Here is a 16,470-nt window from a genome sequence, read left to right as displayed (position 1 = left end):
ATGCTTGGGGTCATATGCGCGGGTCCACGGACTTCTGGTCCGCATAGGCGGCCAGCAGACGTACGCTGGAGGCCGCGAGGTGGGTTTCGCCGGTGATGGCGCGTTCCTCCGAAACCAGCCCGGCGGCACTGTCCAGCAGTAGTCGCCAGGTCAGGGAGGGGGCGGGAAGGCGGAAGGTCACAGCGTGGTCGGAGGCGTTCAGCAGCAGCAGCAGCACCTCGATGCCGCCGGTGGGCGTGCGCCCGGCGCGGCGCAGCGCCAGCGTGAAGCCACCGTCCGCGTCCCAGCCCTCCGGGGTGATTTCCGCGCCATTCTCGTCGAACCAGCCAATGTCGCGCAGGCCGGGCAGGAACTCCTCGAGGGCATGAAGGAAGCGCGGTGCGCGCAGGATGGCATAGCGTTTGCGGATTTCCGCGAGGCGCGCGACGAAGGCCGTCAGCGTCCGCCCCTCAGGCGAGCGGGCCTGCTCCCAGTCGATCCAGGAGAGTTCGTTGTCCTGGCAATAGGCGTTGTTGTTGCCGTTCTGGGTGCGGCCGAATTCATCGCCCGCCAGCAGCATGGGCGTACCCTGCGCGAACATCACACTCGCCAGCATTGCGCGGGAGATCCGGCCGCGGGTGGCGTTGATCTTATAGTCGTCGGTCGGGCCCTCGACGCCCCAATTGTAGCTGTGGTTGCCGTCGTGCCCGTCGCGGCCGTCCTCGCCGTTCGCGGCATTGTGCTTTTCGTTGTAGGCGGTGACGTCGGCGAGGGTGAAGCCGTCGTGGGAGGCGGCATAGTTCACCGAGGCCCAGGGCTTGCGGAAGCGGTGGTCGAACAGGAACGACGAGCCCGAGAGACGCCCCGCAATGTCCCCCCGCATGCCGGGATCGCGCTTCCAGAACCGCCGCACATCATCTCTAAACCGGTCGTTCCACTCCGCGAAGGAGGGCGGCATGCGGCCGAGCTGATAGCCATCCGGGCCGATGTCCCATGGCTCGGCGATCAGCTTGCAGCGGGCCAGCACGGGGTCCTGCCTGATCGCGTCGAAGAAGCCGGAGCCGGGGTCGTAACCGTTCCCCTCCCGCCCTAGCGTCACGCCCAGATCGAAGCGGAAGCCGTCGATATGGAACGCCTCGACCCAGTAGCGCAGCGAATCCATCACCATCTGCAACACGCGCGGATGTGAGAGGTTCACGGTGTTTCCGCACCCGGTGTCGTTGATGTATTGGCGCTCGTTGCCCGGCACGAGGCGGTAATAGCTGGCGTTGTCCAGGCCCTTGAACGAGAAGGTCGGACCCCTCTCGTCGCCCTCGCAGGTGTGGTTGTACACCACGTCGAGGATCACCTCGATGCCGGCCGCATGCAGCCGGCGGATGGCCGCGCGCATTTCCTGGAGCGAGCCGGTGGAGAGATAGCTGGGCTCGGGCGCGAAGAAGGAGAGGGTGGAATAGCCCCAGTAATTGCGTAGTCCCCGTTCCACCAGGAAATGATCCTGAAGAAATGCATGCACCGGCAGCAGTTCCACGGCGGTGACGCCGATGCGGTGGAGATGGTCGATGAAGCGGGGATGCGCCAGCGCCGCGAACGTGCCCCTCTCGTGCGGTCGCACATCCTGGCGTCGCATGGAGAGGCCGCGCAGGTGCGCCTCGTAGATCACGGTGTCGGCCCAGGGCAGGTCGGGCGAGCGGTCATCGCCCCAATCCGCCCAAGGGGAGACCACCACGCCCTTGGGCATGGCGGCGGCGCTGTCGCGGCGGTCGATGGAAAGATCGCCGCGCCCGCCGCCCATGCGATAGGAGAACAGCGTGTCCGACCAGCGTGGCGCGCCGGTGATCTGGCGCGCATAGGGATCGATCAGCAGCTTCGCCGGGTTGAAGCGATGGCCGCGCGCCGGGTCATAGGGACCATGCGCGCGATAGCCATAGATCAGGCCGTCGAAGGCGCCGGGGAGATAGCCGTGCCAGACCTCGTCGGTGCAATCTGGAAGGGCGAGGCGCGCCACCTCTCGGCGCCCGCGCGGGTCAAAAAGGCACAGCTCGATTTTCTCGGCATTGGCCGAAAACACCGCGAAGTTTGTACCCAATCCGTCCGGGGTTGCACCGAGGGGGTAGGGACGCCCCCTTTCCAGCCGATCCGGCAGCGGCGGCAGCGTCATATAGCAAATCTCGGTCGGAGGAACAGGGTCGCCAGCGGAGGCAGCGTCAGCACGAGGGAGTGTTCCATCCCGTGGCTCGCCTGCGCAAGTGCCTCGACGCCCTCGCCGTTTCCAATCCCGCTGCCGCCATAGACGGCGGCATCCGTGTTGACCATTTCGTCCCAGAACCCCGCACTGGGAACGCCGATGGAATAGTCATGCCTCGGCACCGGCGTCATGTTGCAGATCACCAGCACCGGCGCGCGCGCCCCCAACCGCAGGAAGGCCAGCACCGAGTTCGCCTTGTCGTCGCCGATCACCCAGCGAAACCCGTCCGGGCTTGAATCGCGGCTGTAGAGGCCCGGTTCGCCTGTGTAGAGCGCGTTCAGATCGCCCACGAGTGTCTGCACCCCGCGATGCGCGGGGTCATCCAGCAGGCTCCAGGGAAGTTGGCCGTCGTGGTTCCACTCGGTCGGCTGGGCCAGTTCGCACCCCTGGAACAGGAGCTTCTTGCCGGGATGCCCCCACATGAAGCCGAGATAGGCGCGCAGGTTCGCCAGGCGCTGCCAGGGATCGCCCGGCATGCGCCCATAAAGCGAGCCTTTTCCGTGCACCACCTCGTCATGGGAGATCGGCAGCACGAATTTTTCCGAGAAGGCATAGACCAGCCCGAAGGTCATTTTGTCGTGCTGGTAGCGGCGGTTGATGGGGTCGGTGCCGATATAGGTCAGGGTGTCGTGCATCCACCCCATGTTCCACTTGAAGGAGAAGCCCAGCCCCCCGTCCGCGACCGGCGCAGTCACGCCGGGCCAGGCGGTGGATTCCTCGGCGATCACGATGGCGCCCGGCGCCTCGTGGGCGATGGTTTCATTGAGGCGCTTCAGGAACGCGACCGCTTCCAGGTTTTCCCGCCCGCCGTGGATGTTGGGCACCCATTCCCCGGCCTTTCGGGAATAGTCGCGGTAGAGCATGGAGGCGACCGCATCCACCCGAAGCCCGTCGATGTGGAAATGGCGCAGCCATTCCAGCGCGCTTGCGATCAGGAACTGCGACACCTCGCGACGGCCGAAATTGTAGATCAGCGTGTTCCAGTCATGGTGGAACCCCTCGCGCGGGTCGGCATGCTCATAGAGGGCGGTGCCGTCGAAGCTGGCGAGGCCGTGGGCGTCGTTGGGAAAATGCGCCGGCACCCAGTCGAGCAGAACGCCGATCTTCGCGGCATGGCAGCGGTCCACGAAGCGGGCGAAATCGGCCGGTGAGCCGTAGCGCGCGGTGGGGGCGAACAGGCTGAGCGGCTGGTATCCCCAGGAGCCGCCGAACGGATGCTCCATGATCGGCATCAGCTCGATATGGGTGAAGCCGAGGCGGGTCACATAGGGAATGAGCCGGTCGCCCAATTCCTGCCAATTGGGATCGCGCCACCCCTCCATGTGCATCCACGAACCGGCGTGCATCTCATAGATGGAGATGGCGGCATCCGCGCTCTGGCGCACCGCGCGTTCCGCCATCCAGAGATCGTCGGACCAGGAAAACGGCGTCGGATCGGCGACCACCGATGCGGTCTTGGGCGGCATTTCGGCGGCGCGGGCCACCGGGTCGGCCTTGAGTGGCAACAGGCGACCATCCTGCGAGAGGATTTCGTATTTGTAGCTGGTGCCGGCACCGAGACGGGGGATGAAAATCTCCCACACGCCCGCGCCCGGATGCCGCCGCATGGCATGACGGCGCCCGTCCCACGTATTGAATTCACCCACCACCGACACGCGCTGCGCGTTGGGTGCCCAGACCGCGAAGCGCACGCCGGGCACGCCCTCCACTGTCGTCACGCGGGCGCCGAGCGCATCGGCGAGATTAAGATGCGTGCCTTCCGAGAGAAGATGCAGGTCCAGCCCGCCAAGCAGAGGCGGGAAGGCGTAAGGGTCCTCGCCCTCTTGCACCGCGCCGCCGGGCCAGGTGACGCGCAGACGATAGGCGGGCGTCAGCGCGCCCTTGATGCGACCCGCGAAGATGCCGGCGGGATCGATGCGTTCGAGGTTTGCAAGTTCTTCGCCCGCAGGGCCGATGGCGACCACGCGCTCGGCGCCGGGCTGGACCGTGCGCAGGGCGATGGCCCCCTTCAGCGCATGCGGCCCAAGCACGGAGAAGGGATCGCCATGGCGGCCTTCCCGCAGCAAGCGAAGGGTTTCGGCATCAAGGCCAGGCGTTGCGAGGGAGGGGTCGATGGCGCCCATCAGATGCTCCTCCAGAAGCGTGTTTTCCCGATAAGCGTCACGTCAGTGCGCTTCATGCCGTCACCCGCTCGAATGCAGCTTCGGCGTGCAACTCGGCGGCACCGGCATGCTTGACGGCTAGGTTGTGCAGGCTGCGCACGGCATATTCGATCGCCACCTGCCGCGCATCCGGATCCTGGCCGATCCGGCGGGCCAGCATTTGCAGCAAGAACAGGTCCATGAGCGGGCGATCCGCCCCGCTTGTCGTCGCGCCGCCATCGACATAGCCCGAGAGGAATGCGCGCAGCGCGCGGGACTTGAAGTTCTCCATCAAGGCGCGGCGCTGATGGGTCGAGGCGAGGCCGTGTATCTCCTTGCCGGAGAAATCCACATGGGCGGCGGCGGCATCGATGGAGCGCACCAGCCCCGCCACGTCGCGCCACGGACTGTCCTTCATCCGCCTGACCTCGGTGGAATCATGGGGATTGCCCTCGAAATTCATGATGTAGGCATCGCCGCCCGAAACCATGACCTGGGCAAAGTGGAAATCGCCATGGATGCGGGTGAGGATTGCACCGTTCCCCGCCGCGGCGAGCCGGTCCACGGCAGCCAGAAGGCCCTGGCGAGCGGCGAGGATCGCAAGCACCTCCTCCCGCACATCGTCCGAGGTCCATTGGCGGTCCGTCTCAAGTGTCGCGAAGGCTTTTTCCAGCGCAGTGCGCGCGGCTTCGGCCCACGCGGAGACATGGGCCTCGTTCGCGAATTCCGGGGCAAAGGCGGGATTGTCGGTCTGCCGCGCCAGCACGGCGTGAAACTCCGCCAGCCGCCGGCCGACCGCCCGCATGAACGGCGAGAGACCGGACAATTGCTCCTCGAAGCTCTGCTCCACATCTTGCCCGCCCTGGGTGGAGGCGGTGAGGGCGCGGCGCAACTGGTCGATCACCCAGTTCCAGGCATCGCCCTGGTTGCCGACATAGCCGAGCAGCAAGGCAAGGACCGCCGGGCGTCCCTCGGGGTCGAAGCGCACCACCTCGCCCAGAAGTGGCGCGGTGTTGGCATAGTTCTGCTGCGTGAGGTAGCGCACCATCTCGGATTCCGGGTGGATGCCGAACAGGGTGCGACGGATCACCTTGAAGGTGGCTTTCTCCTCGATGACGATGGTCGAGTTCGCCTCTTCCGCGCGGATGCGGTGGATCCGCGCCTCGGGCGGAATGTCCAGTCCGGCGAGGCGGCTGGTGGCAACAAACCTCAGATCGCCGCCATCCGGCAGCGGCAGAGCCGTGCCGCTGCGCAGGGCACGCACGACGGCATGTGGCATGGAATCCAGCGTGAGCGCATCGGTGAGATAGCCGACGCGCCGGCCCTGCCGCACCCGCGTCAGCGCCAGTTGCACCGACAAGGCGGAGGGCTGCTGGTCTTCCCAGGCGATGGCGAGCGGCATGACATAGCGTTCCGTGCCGCCGGCCACCTCGATCGCGATCTCCGCCAGGAACACATTGTTGCCGGCACGCGGCAACGGCATCGCCCAGGACAGGCGCACCGCGCCGATTTGCTCCTTGCGGGAGGCGAACCAGCGCCGCCGCCGCACATAGGCCGGCAGCGCGTCGCGCTCAAGCGCCGGGCGGTGGCGTTCCGACACTACGTCGGCAAGCCCGCCGCGCAGCACCAAAGTCTCGAATTCGGGAAGCTGCTCGGGCGGCGAGGAGTGCCAGCTCGGCTCGGCCATCTGGCTGGACAGGTTGAAGGCGTAGAAGCCATAGGCCGGGATTGTCAGGAGATAAGGAAACCGCCCCACGGGAGGGAACGGCGTGCCGCCGGCCATCTCGACCGGCACCCGCTGCTCGAATTCCGAGAGATCAAGCTCCACCGCCTGCAACGTCTGCGAAAGGTTCGCAACGCACAGGATGGTCTCGTTCTCGTGCGAGCGCAGATAGGCCAGGATCTTGCGGTTGCCGGGATACAGCAGGCGAAACGTGCCGCGCCCCATGGAGGGATGGCGCTTGCGGATCGCGAGCACCCGCCGCGTCCAGTTGAGCAGCGAGTGGGGGTCGCGCAATTGCGCTTCCACGTTCAGCGCGAAGTAGCCGTAGAGCGGGTCCTGGATCGGCGGCAGCACGAGTTGCTCGGGATCGGCGCGGGAGAAGCCGCCGTTGCGGTCCGGCGACCATTGCATGGGGGTGCGCACGCCATCGCGGTCGCCCAGATGGATGTTGTCGCCCATGCCGATCTCGTCGCCGTAATAGATCACCGGCGTTCCAGGCATGGAGAGCAGCAGCGCGTTCATCAATTCGATGCGCCGCCGGTCACGCTGCAGCAGCGGGGCGAGGCGGCGGCGGATGCCGAGGTTGAGGCGGGCGCGCCGGTCCGCTGCATAGACGGTCCAGAGATAGTCGCGCTCGGAATCCGTCACCATCTCGAGCGTCAGCTCGTCGTGATTGCGCAGGAAGATGGCCCACTGGCAATTGTCGGGAATGGCCGGGGTCTGGCGCAGGATGTCGGTGATCGGGAAGCGGTCTTCCTTGGCGATCGCCATGTACATGCGCGGCATCAGCGGGAAGTGGAATGCCATGTGGCACTCATCGCCGTTCTCGCCGAAATATTGCTGGGTGTCCTCCGGCCACATATTGGCTTCCGCCAGCAGCATGCGGCCGGTGTAACGCTCGTCCAGATGGGCGCGGATCTTCTTTAAGATGTCATGGGTCTCGGACAGGTTCTCATTCGAGGTGCCGTCGCGCTCGATGAGGTAGGGCACCGCGTCGAGCCGCAGGCCGTCCACGCCGATATCGAGCCAGAAGCGCATGACCGAGAGGATGCGGTCCAGCACCTCGGGATTATCGAAGTTGAGGTCCGGCTGGTGGGAATAGAAGCGATGCCAGAAATACTGGCCGGCCACCGGGTCATACGTCCAGTTGGACTTCTCGGTGTCGAGGAAGATGATCCGGGTGCCCTGATAGCCCTGGTCGTCGTCCGCCCAGACATAATAATTGCGCTCCGGCGAGCCCTTGGGCGCGTTGCGTGCCGCCTGGAACCAGGGGTGCTGGTCGGAGGTGTGGTTGACCACCAGTTCGGTGATCACGCGCATGCCGCGTGCGTGCGCCGCCTCGATGAAGCGGCGGGCGTCCTCCATGGTGCCGTAGTCCGGCGAGACGCCCTCGTACAGAGCGATGTCGTAGCCATCGTCGCGGCGCGGCGAGGGATAAAAGGGCAGCAGCCAGATGGCGGTGGCGCCGAGGTCGGCGATATAATCCAGCTTCGAGATCAGGCCCGGAAAGTCGCCGATCCCGTCATTGTTGGAATCGAAGAACGACTTCACATGAAGCTGGTAGATCACCGCATCCTTGTACCAGAGCGGGTCGTCGCCGGCGGTGATGGGAGCGGTCATGTCAACGCTCCAGACACGAGCTTAAGGAAACGGAAGGTGCGGTGCGCGCGGAGTGAACGCTGTGGAAAACGGCGGGTTCGCGAAGTTTCGGCATCGGCCTCGTCGCGGGTGCTGGCGGAGCGACGGATTTCCCTCCGGCAACGTGCCGGCAAATCCCCTCCACCTCGGCCAACGCCTCGCCGCGCTTCCGGTTCCATACCACCGCCGTATTCCGGGTGCGATTTTTTGGCGCCTTTTTCAAGTCCCGCGCCAGCCGGGGAACAGAGGCTCGCGCGCACCGGTTAGAAGCGGGCAGGGAACGAGGAGAACCATTTTGCAGAACCCACCAGCGCGGCATTCGGACGAGGCTCCTTGGTGGCGAAGCGGGGTGATCTACCAGATCTATCCCCGCTCTTTTCAAGACACGAACGCGGACGGCATCGGCGACCTCGTCGGCGTCACGGGGCGGCTCGACTATCTCGCGGAACTGGGTGTCGATGCCGTCTGGCTGTCGCCCTTCTATCCCTCGCCCATGGCGGATTTCGGGTATGACGTGGCCGATTATGTGGACGTCGACCCGATCTTCGGCACCCTCGCCGATTTCGATGCGCTGGTGGCGGCGGCGCACGAAAAGGGCCTGAAGATTCTTGTGGACCTTGTCCCCAATCACACCTCGGACGAACACGCTTGGTTCAAAGAAGCGCGGTCCTCCAGGGACAATCCCAAGCGCGATTGGTATATTTGGCGCGACCCCGCAGCGGACGGCGGCCCCCCCAACAATTGGCTGTCGGAATTCGGCGGCAGCGCCTGGGCGCTGGATGCGGCGTCCGGCCAATATTACTACCACGCCTTCCTGGACCGGCAGCCCGACCTCAACTGGCGCAACCCGCAAGTTGCGCAGGCGATCTTCGAGGTCATGCGCTTCTGGATGCGGCGGGGCGTGGATGGGTTTCGCGTCGATGTGCTCTGGCACATGATGAAGGACCCAAGCTTCCAGGATAATCCGGAAAACCCCGGATTCGCGGTGGGCAAGAACCCCTATCAGCGGCTGATCCCGCTCCACACCACCGACCTTGACGATGTCCAGGAGGTGGTCGCCGGCCTGCGGCGCACGGTGGATGAATTCCCGGACCGCCTGCTGATCGGCGAGATCTATCTGCCGCTGGAACGCCTCGTCGCCTATTACGGGGCGAACCTCGACGGCGCCCACCTGCCCTTCAACTTCGCTTTGCTCGATACGCCCTGGAACGCACGTAACATCGAGGCGCTGGTTTCCGCCTATGAGGCCGCCATCCCTGAGGGTGGCTGGCCCAACTGGGTGCTGGGCAACCATGACCGCCCGCGCATTTCCAAGCGCGTCGGTGCCGATCAGGTGCGGGTCGCCGCCATGCTGCTGCTGACGCTGCGCGGCACGCCGACACTCTATTACGGCGATGAGATCGGCATGGCGCATGTCGATATCCCGCCGGAGCGCATCCAGGACCCCTATGAGAAGAACGTGCCCGGCCTCGGGCTCGGCCGCGACGGCGTGCGCACCCCGATGCAATGGGACGCTTCGGATTTCGCCGGCTTCTCCAAGGTTGAGCCCTGGCTTCCGGTGGCGCCGGATTTCACCGAGGTGAATGTCGCGTCCGAGCGCGGCGCGGCCGGCTCCATGCTGACCTTGCATCGCCGCCTCCTGGCACTGCGGCGGGCGCATCCTGTGCTGGCGCTCGGCGACTACAGCCCGGTCTCGGCGCAAGGCAATCTGCTGCTCTATGTCCGCTCGGACGCGCAGGCGCGGATTCTCATCGCACTGAACCTTGGCGCGGAACCGCTGGAGGCGTCCGGCGTAGACTTCAACGGCCGGGTTCTTCTCTCCACCTTCTGCGACCGTGAGGGCGAGACAATCACGGACGAGATCGCATTGCGGGCGAACGAGGGGCTGATGATCCTGCTGGGTTGAGCCTCAACGGGCGCGGTCTCCCGCAGTGCACATAGGGAATACCTACGCCTAAGCCCATTTCGCCGTCGCCTTTCTTGCCCTCCGGCCATTTGCCGACCTATAAGGCCGGCTCATAACAGGAACGGGATGATCCGGGCGGCGCCGCGGGCGCGGCGCGCGGGACGCCCCGAAAACCGGAGGCGGCCATGGCCGGGCATTCACAGTTCAAGAACATCATGCACCGCAAGGGGCGGCAGGACGGCATTCGCTCCAAGCTGTTCTCCAAGCTGGCGCGTGAAATCACCGTTTCTGCCAAGATGGGCCTGCCGGACCCCGGCATGAACGCGCGCCTGCGCGCCGCCATCCTCGCGGCCCGCGCCGAGAACATGCCCAAGGACAATATCGAGCGCGCCATCAAGAAGGCGTCCGGTTCGGACAGTGAGAATTACGACGAAATCCGCTACGAGGGCTACGGCCCCGGCGGCGTCGCCGTCATCGTCGAGGCGCTGACCGACAATCGCAACCGCACCGCCGGAGAGGTTCGCTCCTACTTCACCAAGTCCGGCGGCAATCTCGCCGAGACCGGGGCCGTATCCTTCATGTTTGACCGGGTCGGCGTCATTGAGTTCGAGGCCGGCAAGGCCAGCGACGAGGCCATCATGGAAGCCGCCATCGAGGCCGGTGCCGACGATGTGTCGTCCTCGCCCGAAGGCCACGAAGTGGTGTGCGCGGGCGATGCCCTCGCGGACGTGCAGCGCGTGCTGGAAGCTAAGTTCGGCGAGCCCCGCAAGGCGAGCCTGGTGTGGCGCCCGCAGAACTCCATAGCGGTGGACGATGAAACCGCCGAGAAGCTGATCCGCCTGGTCGAGGCGCTCGAGGATAATGACGACGTGCAGAACGTCACGGCGAACTTCGAGTTGTCCGATGCCATGATCGCGAAAATGAGCGACTGAGCGTGGCCTGAGCGGTGCCGGTCATTCCGGCACCAGGGGGCGAGTGTAAGCCAACAGCATCCCTCGCGGCGTCCTGAGTCGCGAGTACGGATCCCGCGAATTGCGAGATCAGCCGGCAGTTGCATGTCCGAAAGTCCTGACCTTGCGAGTTCATGACCTTTGGCGAGATCGAGACTTGCCGCGTGCATGGTGGCGTGAGAGCGGCGCCGCGTTGCACCGGGAACCTGTGACGTGCCGGGTCGTTGCCGATGAGGAAAGCACGCTCTTTCTGACGTGCACGGGCCGTGAACGCGCTTCCGGCACTCAAGGATGCGACATGAATTTGGACTTCAACCGCCTCGGCGAACTCGCGATCATTTATGGCATAAATGGTCTTGGCGCGCTGACCATCGGGTTCATCGGTTGGTGGGCGGCGAGCTTCGCGGAGCGCCTGACCTATCGCGGGCTCATGGTGTCGAAGCACATGGACCGCACCGTGGCGGCGTTCGTGTCGAACCTCGCCAAATATGCTGTCATCGTGGTTTCGTTCGTGCTGATCCTTCAAGTTGTCGGCATCCAGGCCACCAGCCTTGTGGCGGTGCTCGGCGCGGCGTCCCTCGCTGTTGGCCTCGCGCTTCAGGGCACCCTGTCCAATATGGCGGCTGGGGTGATGCTACTGCTGTTCCGCCCGTTTCGTATCGGGGACAATATTGAGGTGGGCGGCAGAGCCGGAACGGTGCGGAATCTGAATCTATTCATGACGGAATTAATGAGCGGAGAGAATATCCAGATCCTCATCCCGAATGGTCAGGTTTGGGGGGCTGCGCTCATCAATCGGTCTACCTACGATACCTCAGAAACAGCACATATCAGCGTCACCTTGCCGGTCGCGCTGGCCAATGATCCGCAGATGGTGATGGATCGAATTCAAGACATGCTGGCACACGAGCCTGCCGTTCTGCCTTCCCCTGCTCCCAGCGTCACCTTGACCAAGGTCACGGATTCCACGGCAGAAGTCGCCGTGGAAGCGTGGTCGAAGAAGGAGAATGCTGCCAAGATCCGTGAGGCGCTGTTGCGTCAGGCACTTATGCTGGTTGCGCCGCGCGAGCCGAACGCGGCGCCAACTCCAGCAGAGTGACCCCTCTCCCACCTCAAGGAGAGGGGCCGGGGGTCAGCCGGGAATAACCGGCAGAAGCAAATACGGCTCCTTCCCGGCATCGAAATGCAGGGTATAGCTCTTGCCGAAGATGGCCGGCGGGCGGTCTTCCTCAATGTCGTGCAGGAACGGCCCGACGCCCTTCATGGGATACATGGCGTTCGCCACCTCGGCCACGCCGAGGCCGTGGTCATAGTCGTTGCCCTTGATGGTGACGGCGATCCGGTAGCCCTTTGGCACAACGATCGACGTGTTCCAGATCTCAACATCGAGTTCCACCGGCTTGCCGGGCTCGAGCGGCTGCAATTCGTCGTGGCTGTGCCAGGGGCGATAAGGCGTCGACTTCACAGGATCAAGCTTGCGGTGCGAGGCCCGCAGCCAGCCGAGACCCACCGGCACACGCGGATCGTTGGAGCCGATGAACAGCACTTCCTTGTCCTTGGGATCGTAGACCCGCAGCGCCAGGAAGACGTCCGCATCGCTGGTTTCCGAGGACAGGAACAGCTTTGCCGCCACCGGTCCGGTGATCTCCACCTCTTCAGTGAGCGGCGCCGTGGAGAAGGTGACGCCTTCGCCCATGGCCTCATAGGTGATGGCGCTGCCGGAGGCCGCCTTCGGGCCGAAGCTGCGTTCCGGTGTCAGGTAGAATTTGGTCCACTGCGTGCGGGCAAGCGGCCATTCGTTTTCGGCGCGAATGACGAACTTCTCGTCGGGATGGCGGATGTGGAGTTCCACCAGGGGGCGATCCTTCCAGCCGTTTTCCTCGCCCTTGAGATAATAGCCCAGGAACTGCTTCTGAAGCGCGACGCCGGCATCGCGATAGAACGGGGAGAAGTGAGAATCCCCGTGCACTTCCAGCCATTTGTCCTTGCTGGCGGCGCCGAGATATCCTTCAAAATTGCCGCGCGGATGCAGGCCCATGCCGCCCCAGTTGGCGGAGGAGAGCAGGGGCGCCACCACCTTGGAGAGGTCGGCGGTGCGGGAGCGATAATAGTCGTCCTCCAGCGGCCGGGCGAGAATCTCGATGCCGGGATCGACCCGGTTCTTTGCGAGTTCCTCGGCGCTGAGCGTGGCAGGCCCTGCCACCGTTTCCCCTGTGGTGGGGGAGCGGAAGCCGTTGTCGCCCACCCCGTGCTGCACGCGCGCCACCTGACGGTTGAACCACGCCGTCAGGAAGCGGCACAAGATGCCGCCATGACGTGAGAATTCACGGTAATAGTCGTGGGCGCCTTCCCACACGCAGATGGCTGCGAGGTGTGGCGGCTGAAGCGCGGCGACATGCCATTGGTTCATGGCGTAATAGGAAATCCCGTTGATCCCGACCTTGCCGTTGGACCAGGGCTGCACGCCGCACCATTCCACGCATTCGTAGAGGTCCTGCGTCTCACGCGGCGACCACACGTCGAGGAAGCCGGGTGAGCGGCCCGAGCCGCGGGAATCGATGCGCACGCAGACGTAGCCGTCCGGCACCCACTTCTCCGGGTCCACGAGTTCCCAGTTCTGATACTTGTTGGACGTGCCTTCCGTGATCTCCGGAAAGGCCGCGACCATGCGGTCCCAATTGCCTTTGAAACCCTCCTGGAACAGCAGCCCCTTGGCGTAGGGGCCATGGCTGAGCACCACGGGATAATTCCCGTCCGCGATGGGCCGGAACACGTCGGCGCGCAGCACGATGCCGTCGCTCATCGTGATCGCAACATCCCAGTCGATCCGCATGCCATCGGCGACGACGCTGGACTCTGAACTCATGGGTTTCTCTCCTTGTTGCTTCCCGGTCGCCGCGCTTGCGATGGCGGCGTTTTCCCTTGACGTATTCAAACGTTTGTTTACGAATAAACATTCGTTTGTATATGTCAATCTTGGTCTCTTTAGGGAAGGCTTAGATTTCGGCGGCAAAGACTGGCGAAAGTCCAGCATGCGCAAACGTAGGGATGGCCAAGGAGAACTGAACATGTATGGGACTTTCCGTGCACGCATTTCGACGCGGGCTGGTTTGCGTGACGGCAGGTCGGCAGGCGCCGCCGTAGCCCTCTTGCTGGCTGGCGTGTTTTTCGTCGGAGGCCAGAGCGGCTCCGCGCAGGCCCAAGGGCAGCCCCAAGGGGCGGCGAATTATCCGAACCACCCCATCAAGATCGTGATCCCGTTCGCGGCGGGTGGGCCGATCGATACCGTCGGCCGGCCGATGGCGGATGTCATGTCCAAGGATTTCGGGCAGCCCGTCATCATCGAGAACAAGCCCGGTGCCAACGGCATCATCGCGGCCGGCGGCGTCGCCCGTGCCGCGCCGGATGGGTACACGATCCTCCTAACCACCGGCTCGCACACCGCGAACCCGAGCGTGGTGAAGGATCTGCCGTTCGATCCGATCAAGGATTTCAAGGCTGTCAGCCTGCTGGCCGAGGCGCCCTATGGGCAGGTGCTGATCGTCCGCAATTCCCTGCCGGTGAAGACGGTGCCGGAACTGGTCGCCCTCGCCAAGAAGGAGCCTGGCAAGATCCTGTTCGGCCATGCCGGCATCGGCAATGTCACCCACATCACGGGCGAATTGTTCCAGAATGCGGCGGGGGTCACCTTCGCCCCGGTGCCCTATCGCGGCACGCCGCTGATCATCAACGACCTGATCGGTGGGCATGTGGATGTCGGCTTTGTCCTCACCTCCGCCGCTGCGGCACTTATCAAGGACGGCAAGGTGCGGGCGCTGGCGATCACCGGCACCAAGCGCGCGCCGGCCTTGCCTGACGTGCCGACCTTCACGGAACTCGGCATGCCGGACGTGGTGATGACCGGCTTCTTCGGCTTCCTGGTGCCGGCGGGTACGCCGGATGCGATTGTCGAGAAGCTCTCAAAGGAAGCGCAGAAGGCGGTGAAGGAGCCGGAGGTGATCAAGGCCTTCGAACTGGCCGATCTGGTTCCGGTGGGCTCGACCCCCGAGGAATACGCCGCCTATCTCAAGAAGGACCTGGACTATCAGGCCGCCATCACCAAGCGGATCGGCTTTCAGCCCGTCGCGATCCAGTGACGTTGCGCGCCGCCCGGTGATGCACCGGGCGGCCGCAGCTTCAGGCGGCCGCGCTCATGGAGGAGCGGAACGCCCAGCTCACCATGCGCTTCTCCATCACGGCGAACACCGCGTACATGAGGATGCCCTCGATCGCGAGCGCCAGGAGGCCGGCGAACACCAGCGGCATCTGGAAGTTGGAGCCGGCCTGGACCATCAGGTGCCCGAGCCCCGCGTTCGCGCCGATGGTCTCGGAAACTACGGCCCCCACGAAGGCGAGCGTGATGGCGACCTTCAGCGCGCCGAACAGGTAGGGTCCGGTTCGGGGAATACCCACCTTGCGCATGATGTCGAGCTTGCTGGCGCCGAGCGCCCGCATCACGTCCTCAAGCTCCGGCTCGGTGGTGGCAAGGCCAGTGGCGACGTTCACCACGATGGGGAAGAAGGAGATGAGGAAGGCAGTGAGGATGGCGGGGATTTCGCCGATGCCGAACCACATGATGAGGATCGGCACCACCGCCACCTTGGGGATGGAATTGAAGCCGATCATGACCGGGTAAAGCCCGCGATAGATCGCCCGGGACCAGCCCACCAGGATGCCCAGCGCGATGCCGAACGCCACCGCCAGGATGAAACCGACCACGGTGGTCCAGAGCGTGACGTAGGAATTCTTCAGCAGGGGCCACCAATAATGGCCCATGGCGGCGAAGATCAGGCTCGGTGCCGGCAGGATGAAGCTGTCGATCTTGAAGAGATAGCAGACCGCCTCCCAGACCACGAAAATCGCGACCGTGAAGATGACGGGGGTGAGATCCTCAGCGGTGATTTTCATGCCTGCCGAACCTCCGCGATCTTGCCGCGCAACGCGTGGACGAGGTCGGTGAAGGGCGGCGTGTAGCAGACCTCCAGCGGACGGGGACGCGGGAACTCCACGGTGCGGCTCTCCACGATATGGCCGGGCCGGGCGCTCATGACATGGATGGTGTCGGCCAGAAACGCGGCCTCGCGCAGATCGTGCGTCACCAGCACGACGGTGAAGCCCAGGCGCTGCCAGAGGTCGCGCAGCACCACCCACAATTCCTCGCGGGTGAAGGCATCGAGCGCCGCGAACGGCTCATCCAGCATCAGCAGCGCCGGCTCATGGATGAGCGCCCGGCAGAGCGAGGCGCGCTGCTGCATGCCGCCGGACATTTCCCAGGGAAAGCGGTCGGCGAAATCACGCAGGCCGACCACGCCGAGCAGGTCCAGCGCCTGCTCGCGATAGGCGGCCTTGTCGCGGCGGAACCGGCTGCGGTGCGGCTCGACGATCTCCAGCGGCAGCATCACGTTCTCGATCACGGTGCGCCAGGGCAGCATGTTGGCGGACTGGAACGCCATGCCAGCCACTTTCACCGGCCCGGTCACTTCCTTGCCTTCCACCTCCACCTTTCCCTTGGTGGGGCGGATCAGGCCCGTCACCAGCTTCATCAGGGTGGACTTGCCGCAGCCGGAAGGGCCGACCACGGCGGCGAACTCGCCCTTCTCCACCTTGATGGAGGTGTGGGCGAGGGCGGTCACGAGGCCGGCGCGACCGCTATAGGACAGGGTGACGTCGTGGAGGCGGATCACGGTTGGGCTTTCAAGAAGAGGTCACGGGGATTCCCTCTCCCGCTTGCGGGGGAGGGCGAGGGAGGGGGAAATGCGCTCCCCTCGAAGTCTCGGCGTTGCCCTGCTTCACCTGCCCCCTCCCCAGCCCTCCCCCGCAAGCGGGAGAGGGGGTGGGCTGTGCTTGTG

10 protein-coding genes are annotated in these 16,470 nt (G+C 64.8%); 4 read left to right on the top strand and 6 right to left on the bottom strand.

The features are described from left to right. Window positions 1-10 precede the first annotated feature (10 nt). The 3 genes from glgX to treS are packed head-to-tail and all read right to left on the bottom strand — an operon-like array spanning window position 11 to window position 7,708. Window positions 11-2,137 carry a glycogen debranching protein GlgX gene (glgX, locus tag ADADO0_RS04960; protein ID WP_511303991.1) on the bottom strand — a complete coding sequence of 709 codons (2,127 nt, stop codon included), beginning with the start codon at window positions 2,135-2,137 and terminating at the stop codon, window positions 11-13. Then, window positions 2,134-4,347 carry a 1,4-alpha-glucan branching protein GlgB gene (gene glgB, locus ADADO0_RS04955; RefSeq protein WP_511303990.1) on the bottom strand — a complete coding sequence of 738 codons (2,214 nt, stop codon included), beginning with the start codon at window positions 4,345-4,347 and terminating at the stop codon, window positions 2,134-2,136. The genes glgX and glgB overlap by 4 nt, the downstream gene beginning before the upstream one ends. Window positions 4,348-4,399: 52 nt before the next feature. Next, window positions 4,400-7,708: a maltose alpha-D-glucosyltransferase gene (treS, locus tag ADADO0_RS04950; protein ID WP_511303989.1), complete on the bottom strand. Its 3,309-nt coding sequence runs from the start codon at window positions 7,706-7,708 to the stop codon at window positions 4,400-4,402. Between the two features lie 367 nt (window positions 7,709-8,075). Here treS and ADADO0_RS04945 point away from each other — a divergent pair, with 367 nt between their 5' ends. The 3 genes from ADADO0_RS04945 to ADADO0_RS04935 all read left to right on the top strand — a co-directional run bounded on the left by ADADO0_RS04945 (window position 8,076) and on the right by ADADO0_RS04935 (window position 11,681). After that, complete coding sequence (locus ADADO0_RS04945) at window positions 8,076-9,632, top strand: alpha-amylase family glycosyl hydrolase (RefSeq protein ID WP_511303988.1); 1,557 nt, start codon at window positions 8,076-8,078, stop codon at window positions 9,630-9,632. A gap of 185 nt (window positions 9,633-9,817) precedes the next feature. Then, window positions 9,818-10,564: a YebC/PmpR family DNA-binding transcriptional regulator gene (locus ADADO0_RS04940; RefSeq protein ID WP_511303987.1), complete on the top strand. Its 747-nt coding sequence runs from the start codon at window positions 9,818-9,820 to the stop codon at window positions 10,562-10,564. 316 nt (window positions 10,565-10,880) lie between these two features. Further along, window positions 10,881-11,681 (top strand): mechanosensitive ion channel family protein, encoded by an 801-nt coding sequence (locus ADADO0_RS04935; protein WP_511303986.1) that lies wholly within the window; start codon window positions 10,881-10,883, stop codon window positions 11,679-11,681. Between the two features lie 33 nt (window positions 11,682-11,714). Here the strand turns inward: ADADO0_RS04935 and ADADO0_RS04930 are convergent, their stop codons facing one another. Continuing rightward, window positions 11,715-13,448 (bottom strand): CocE/NonD family hydrolase, encoded by a 1,734-nt coding sequence (locus ADADO0_RS04930; RefSeq protein ID WP_511303985.1) that lies wholly within the window; start codon window positions 13,446-13,448, stop codon window positions 11,715-11,717. 202 nt (window positions 13,449-13,650) lie between these two features. Here ADADO0_RS04930 and ADADO0_RS04925 point away from each other — a divergent pair, with 202 nt between their 5' ends. Continuing rightward, window positions 13,651-14,718, top strand: coding sequence for a Bug family tripartite tricarboxylate transporter substrate binding protein (locus ADADO0_RS04925; RefSeq protein WP_511303984.1), 1,068 nt, complete (start codon window positions 13,651-13,653; stop codon window positions 14,716-14,718). Window positions 14,719-14,758: 40 nt separating this feature from the next. Here ADADO0_RS04925 and ADADO0_RS04920 read toward each other — a convergent pair whose 3' ends face one another. Together ADADO0_RS04920 and ADADO0_RS04915 are read right to left on the bottom strand one after the other, a co-directional pair. Then, on the bottom strand, window positions 14,759-15,529 hold the full coding sequence (locus ADADO0_RS04920) for an ABC transporter permease (RefSeq protein WP_511303983.1): 771 nt from the start codon (window positions 15,527-15,529) through the stop codon (window positions 14,759-14,761). After that, window positions 15,526-16,305 (bottom strand): ABC transporter ATP-binding protein, encoded by a 780-nt coding sequence (locus tag ADADO0_RS04915; protein ID WP_511303982.1) that lies wholly within the window; start codon window positions 16,303-16,305, stop codon window positions 15,526-15,528. Before ADADO0_RS04915 ends, ADADO0_RS04920 begins: the two co-directional genes overlap by 4 nt. Window positions 16,306-16,470 lie beyond the last annotated feature (165 nt).

Origin of the sequence: Aquabacter sp. (assembly GCF_965279295.1) — a bacterium.
GTDB lineage: Bacteria > Pseudomonadota > Alphaproteobacteria > Rhizobiales > Xanthobacteraceae > Aquabacter.
Note: the sequence above shows the minus strand (reverse complement) of the source record. Positions and strands in the feature narration are given on the sequence as shown.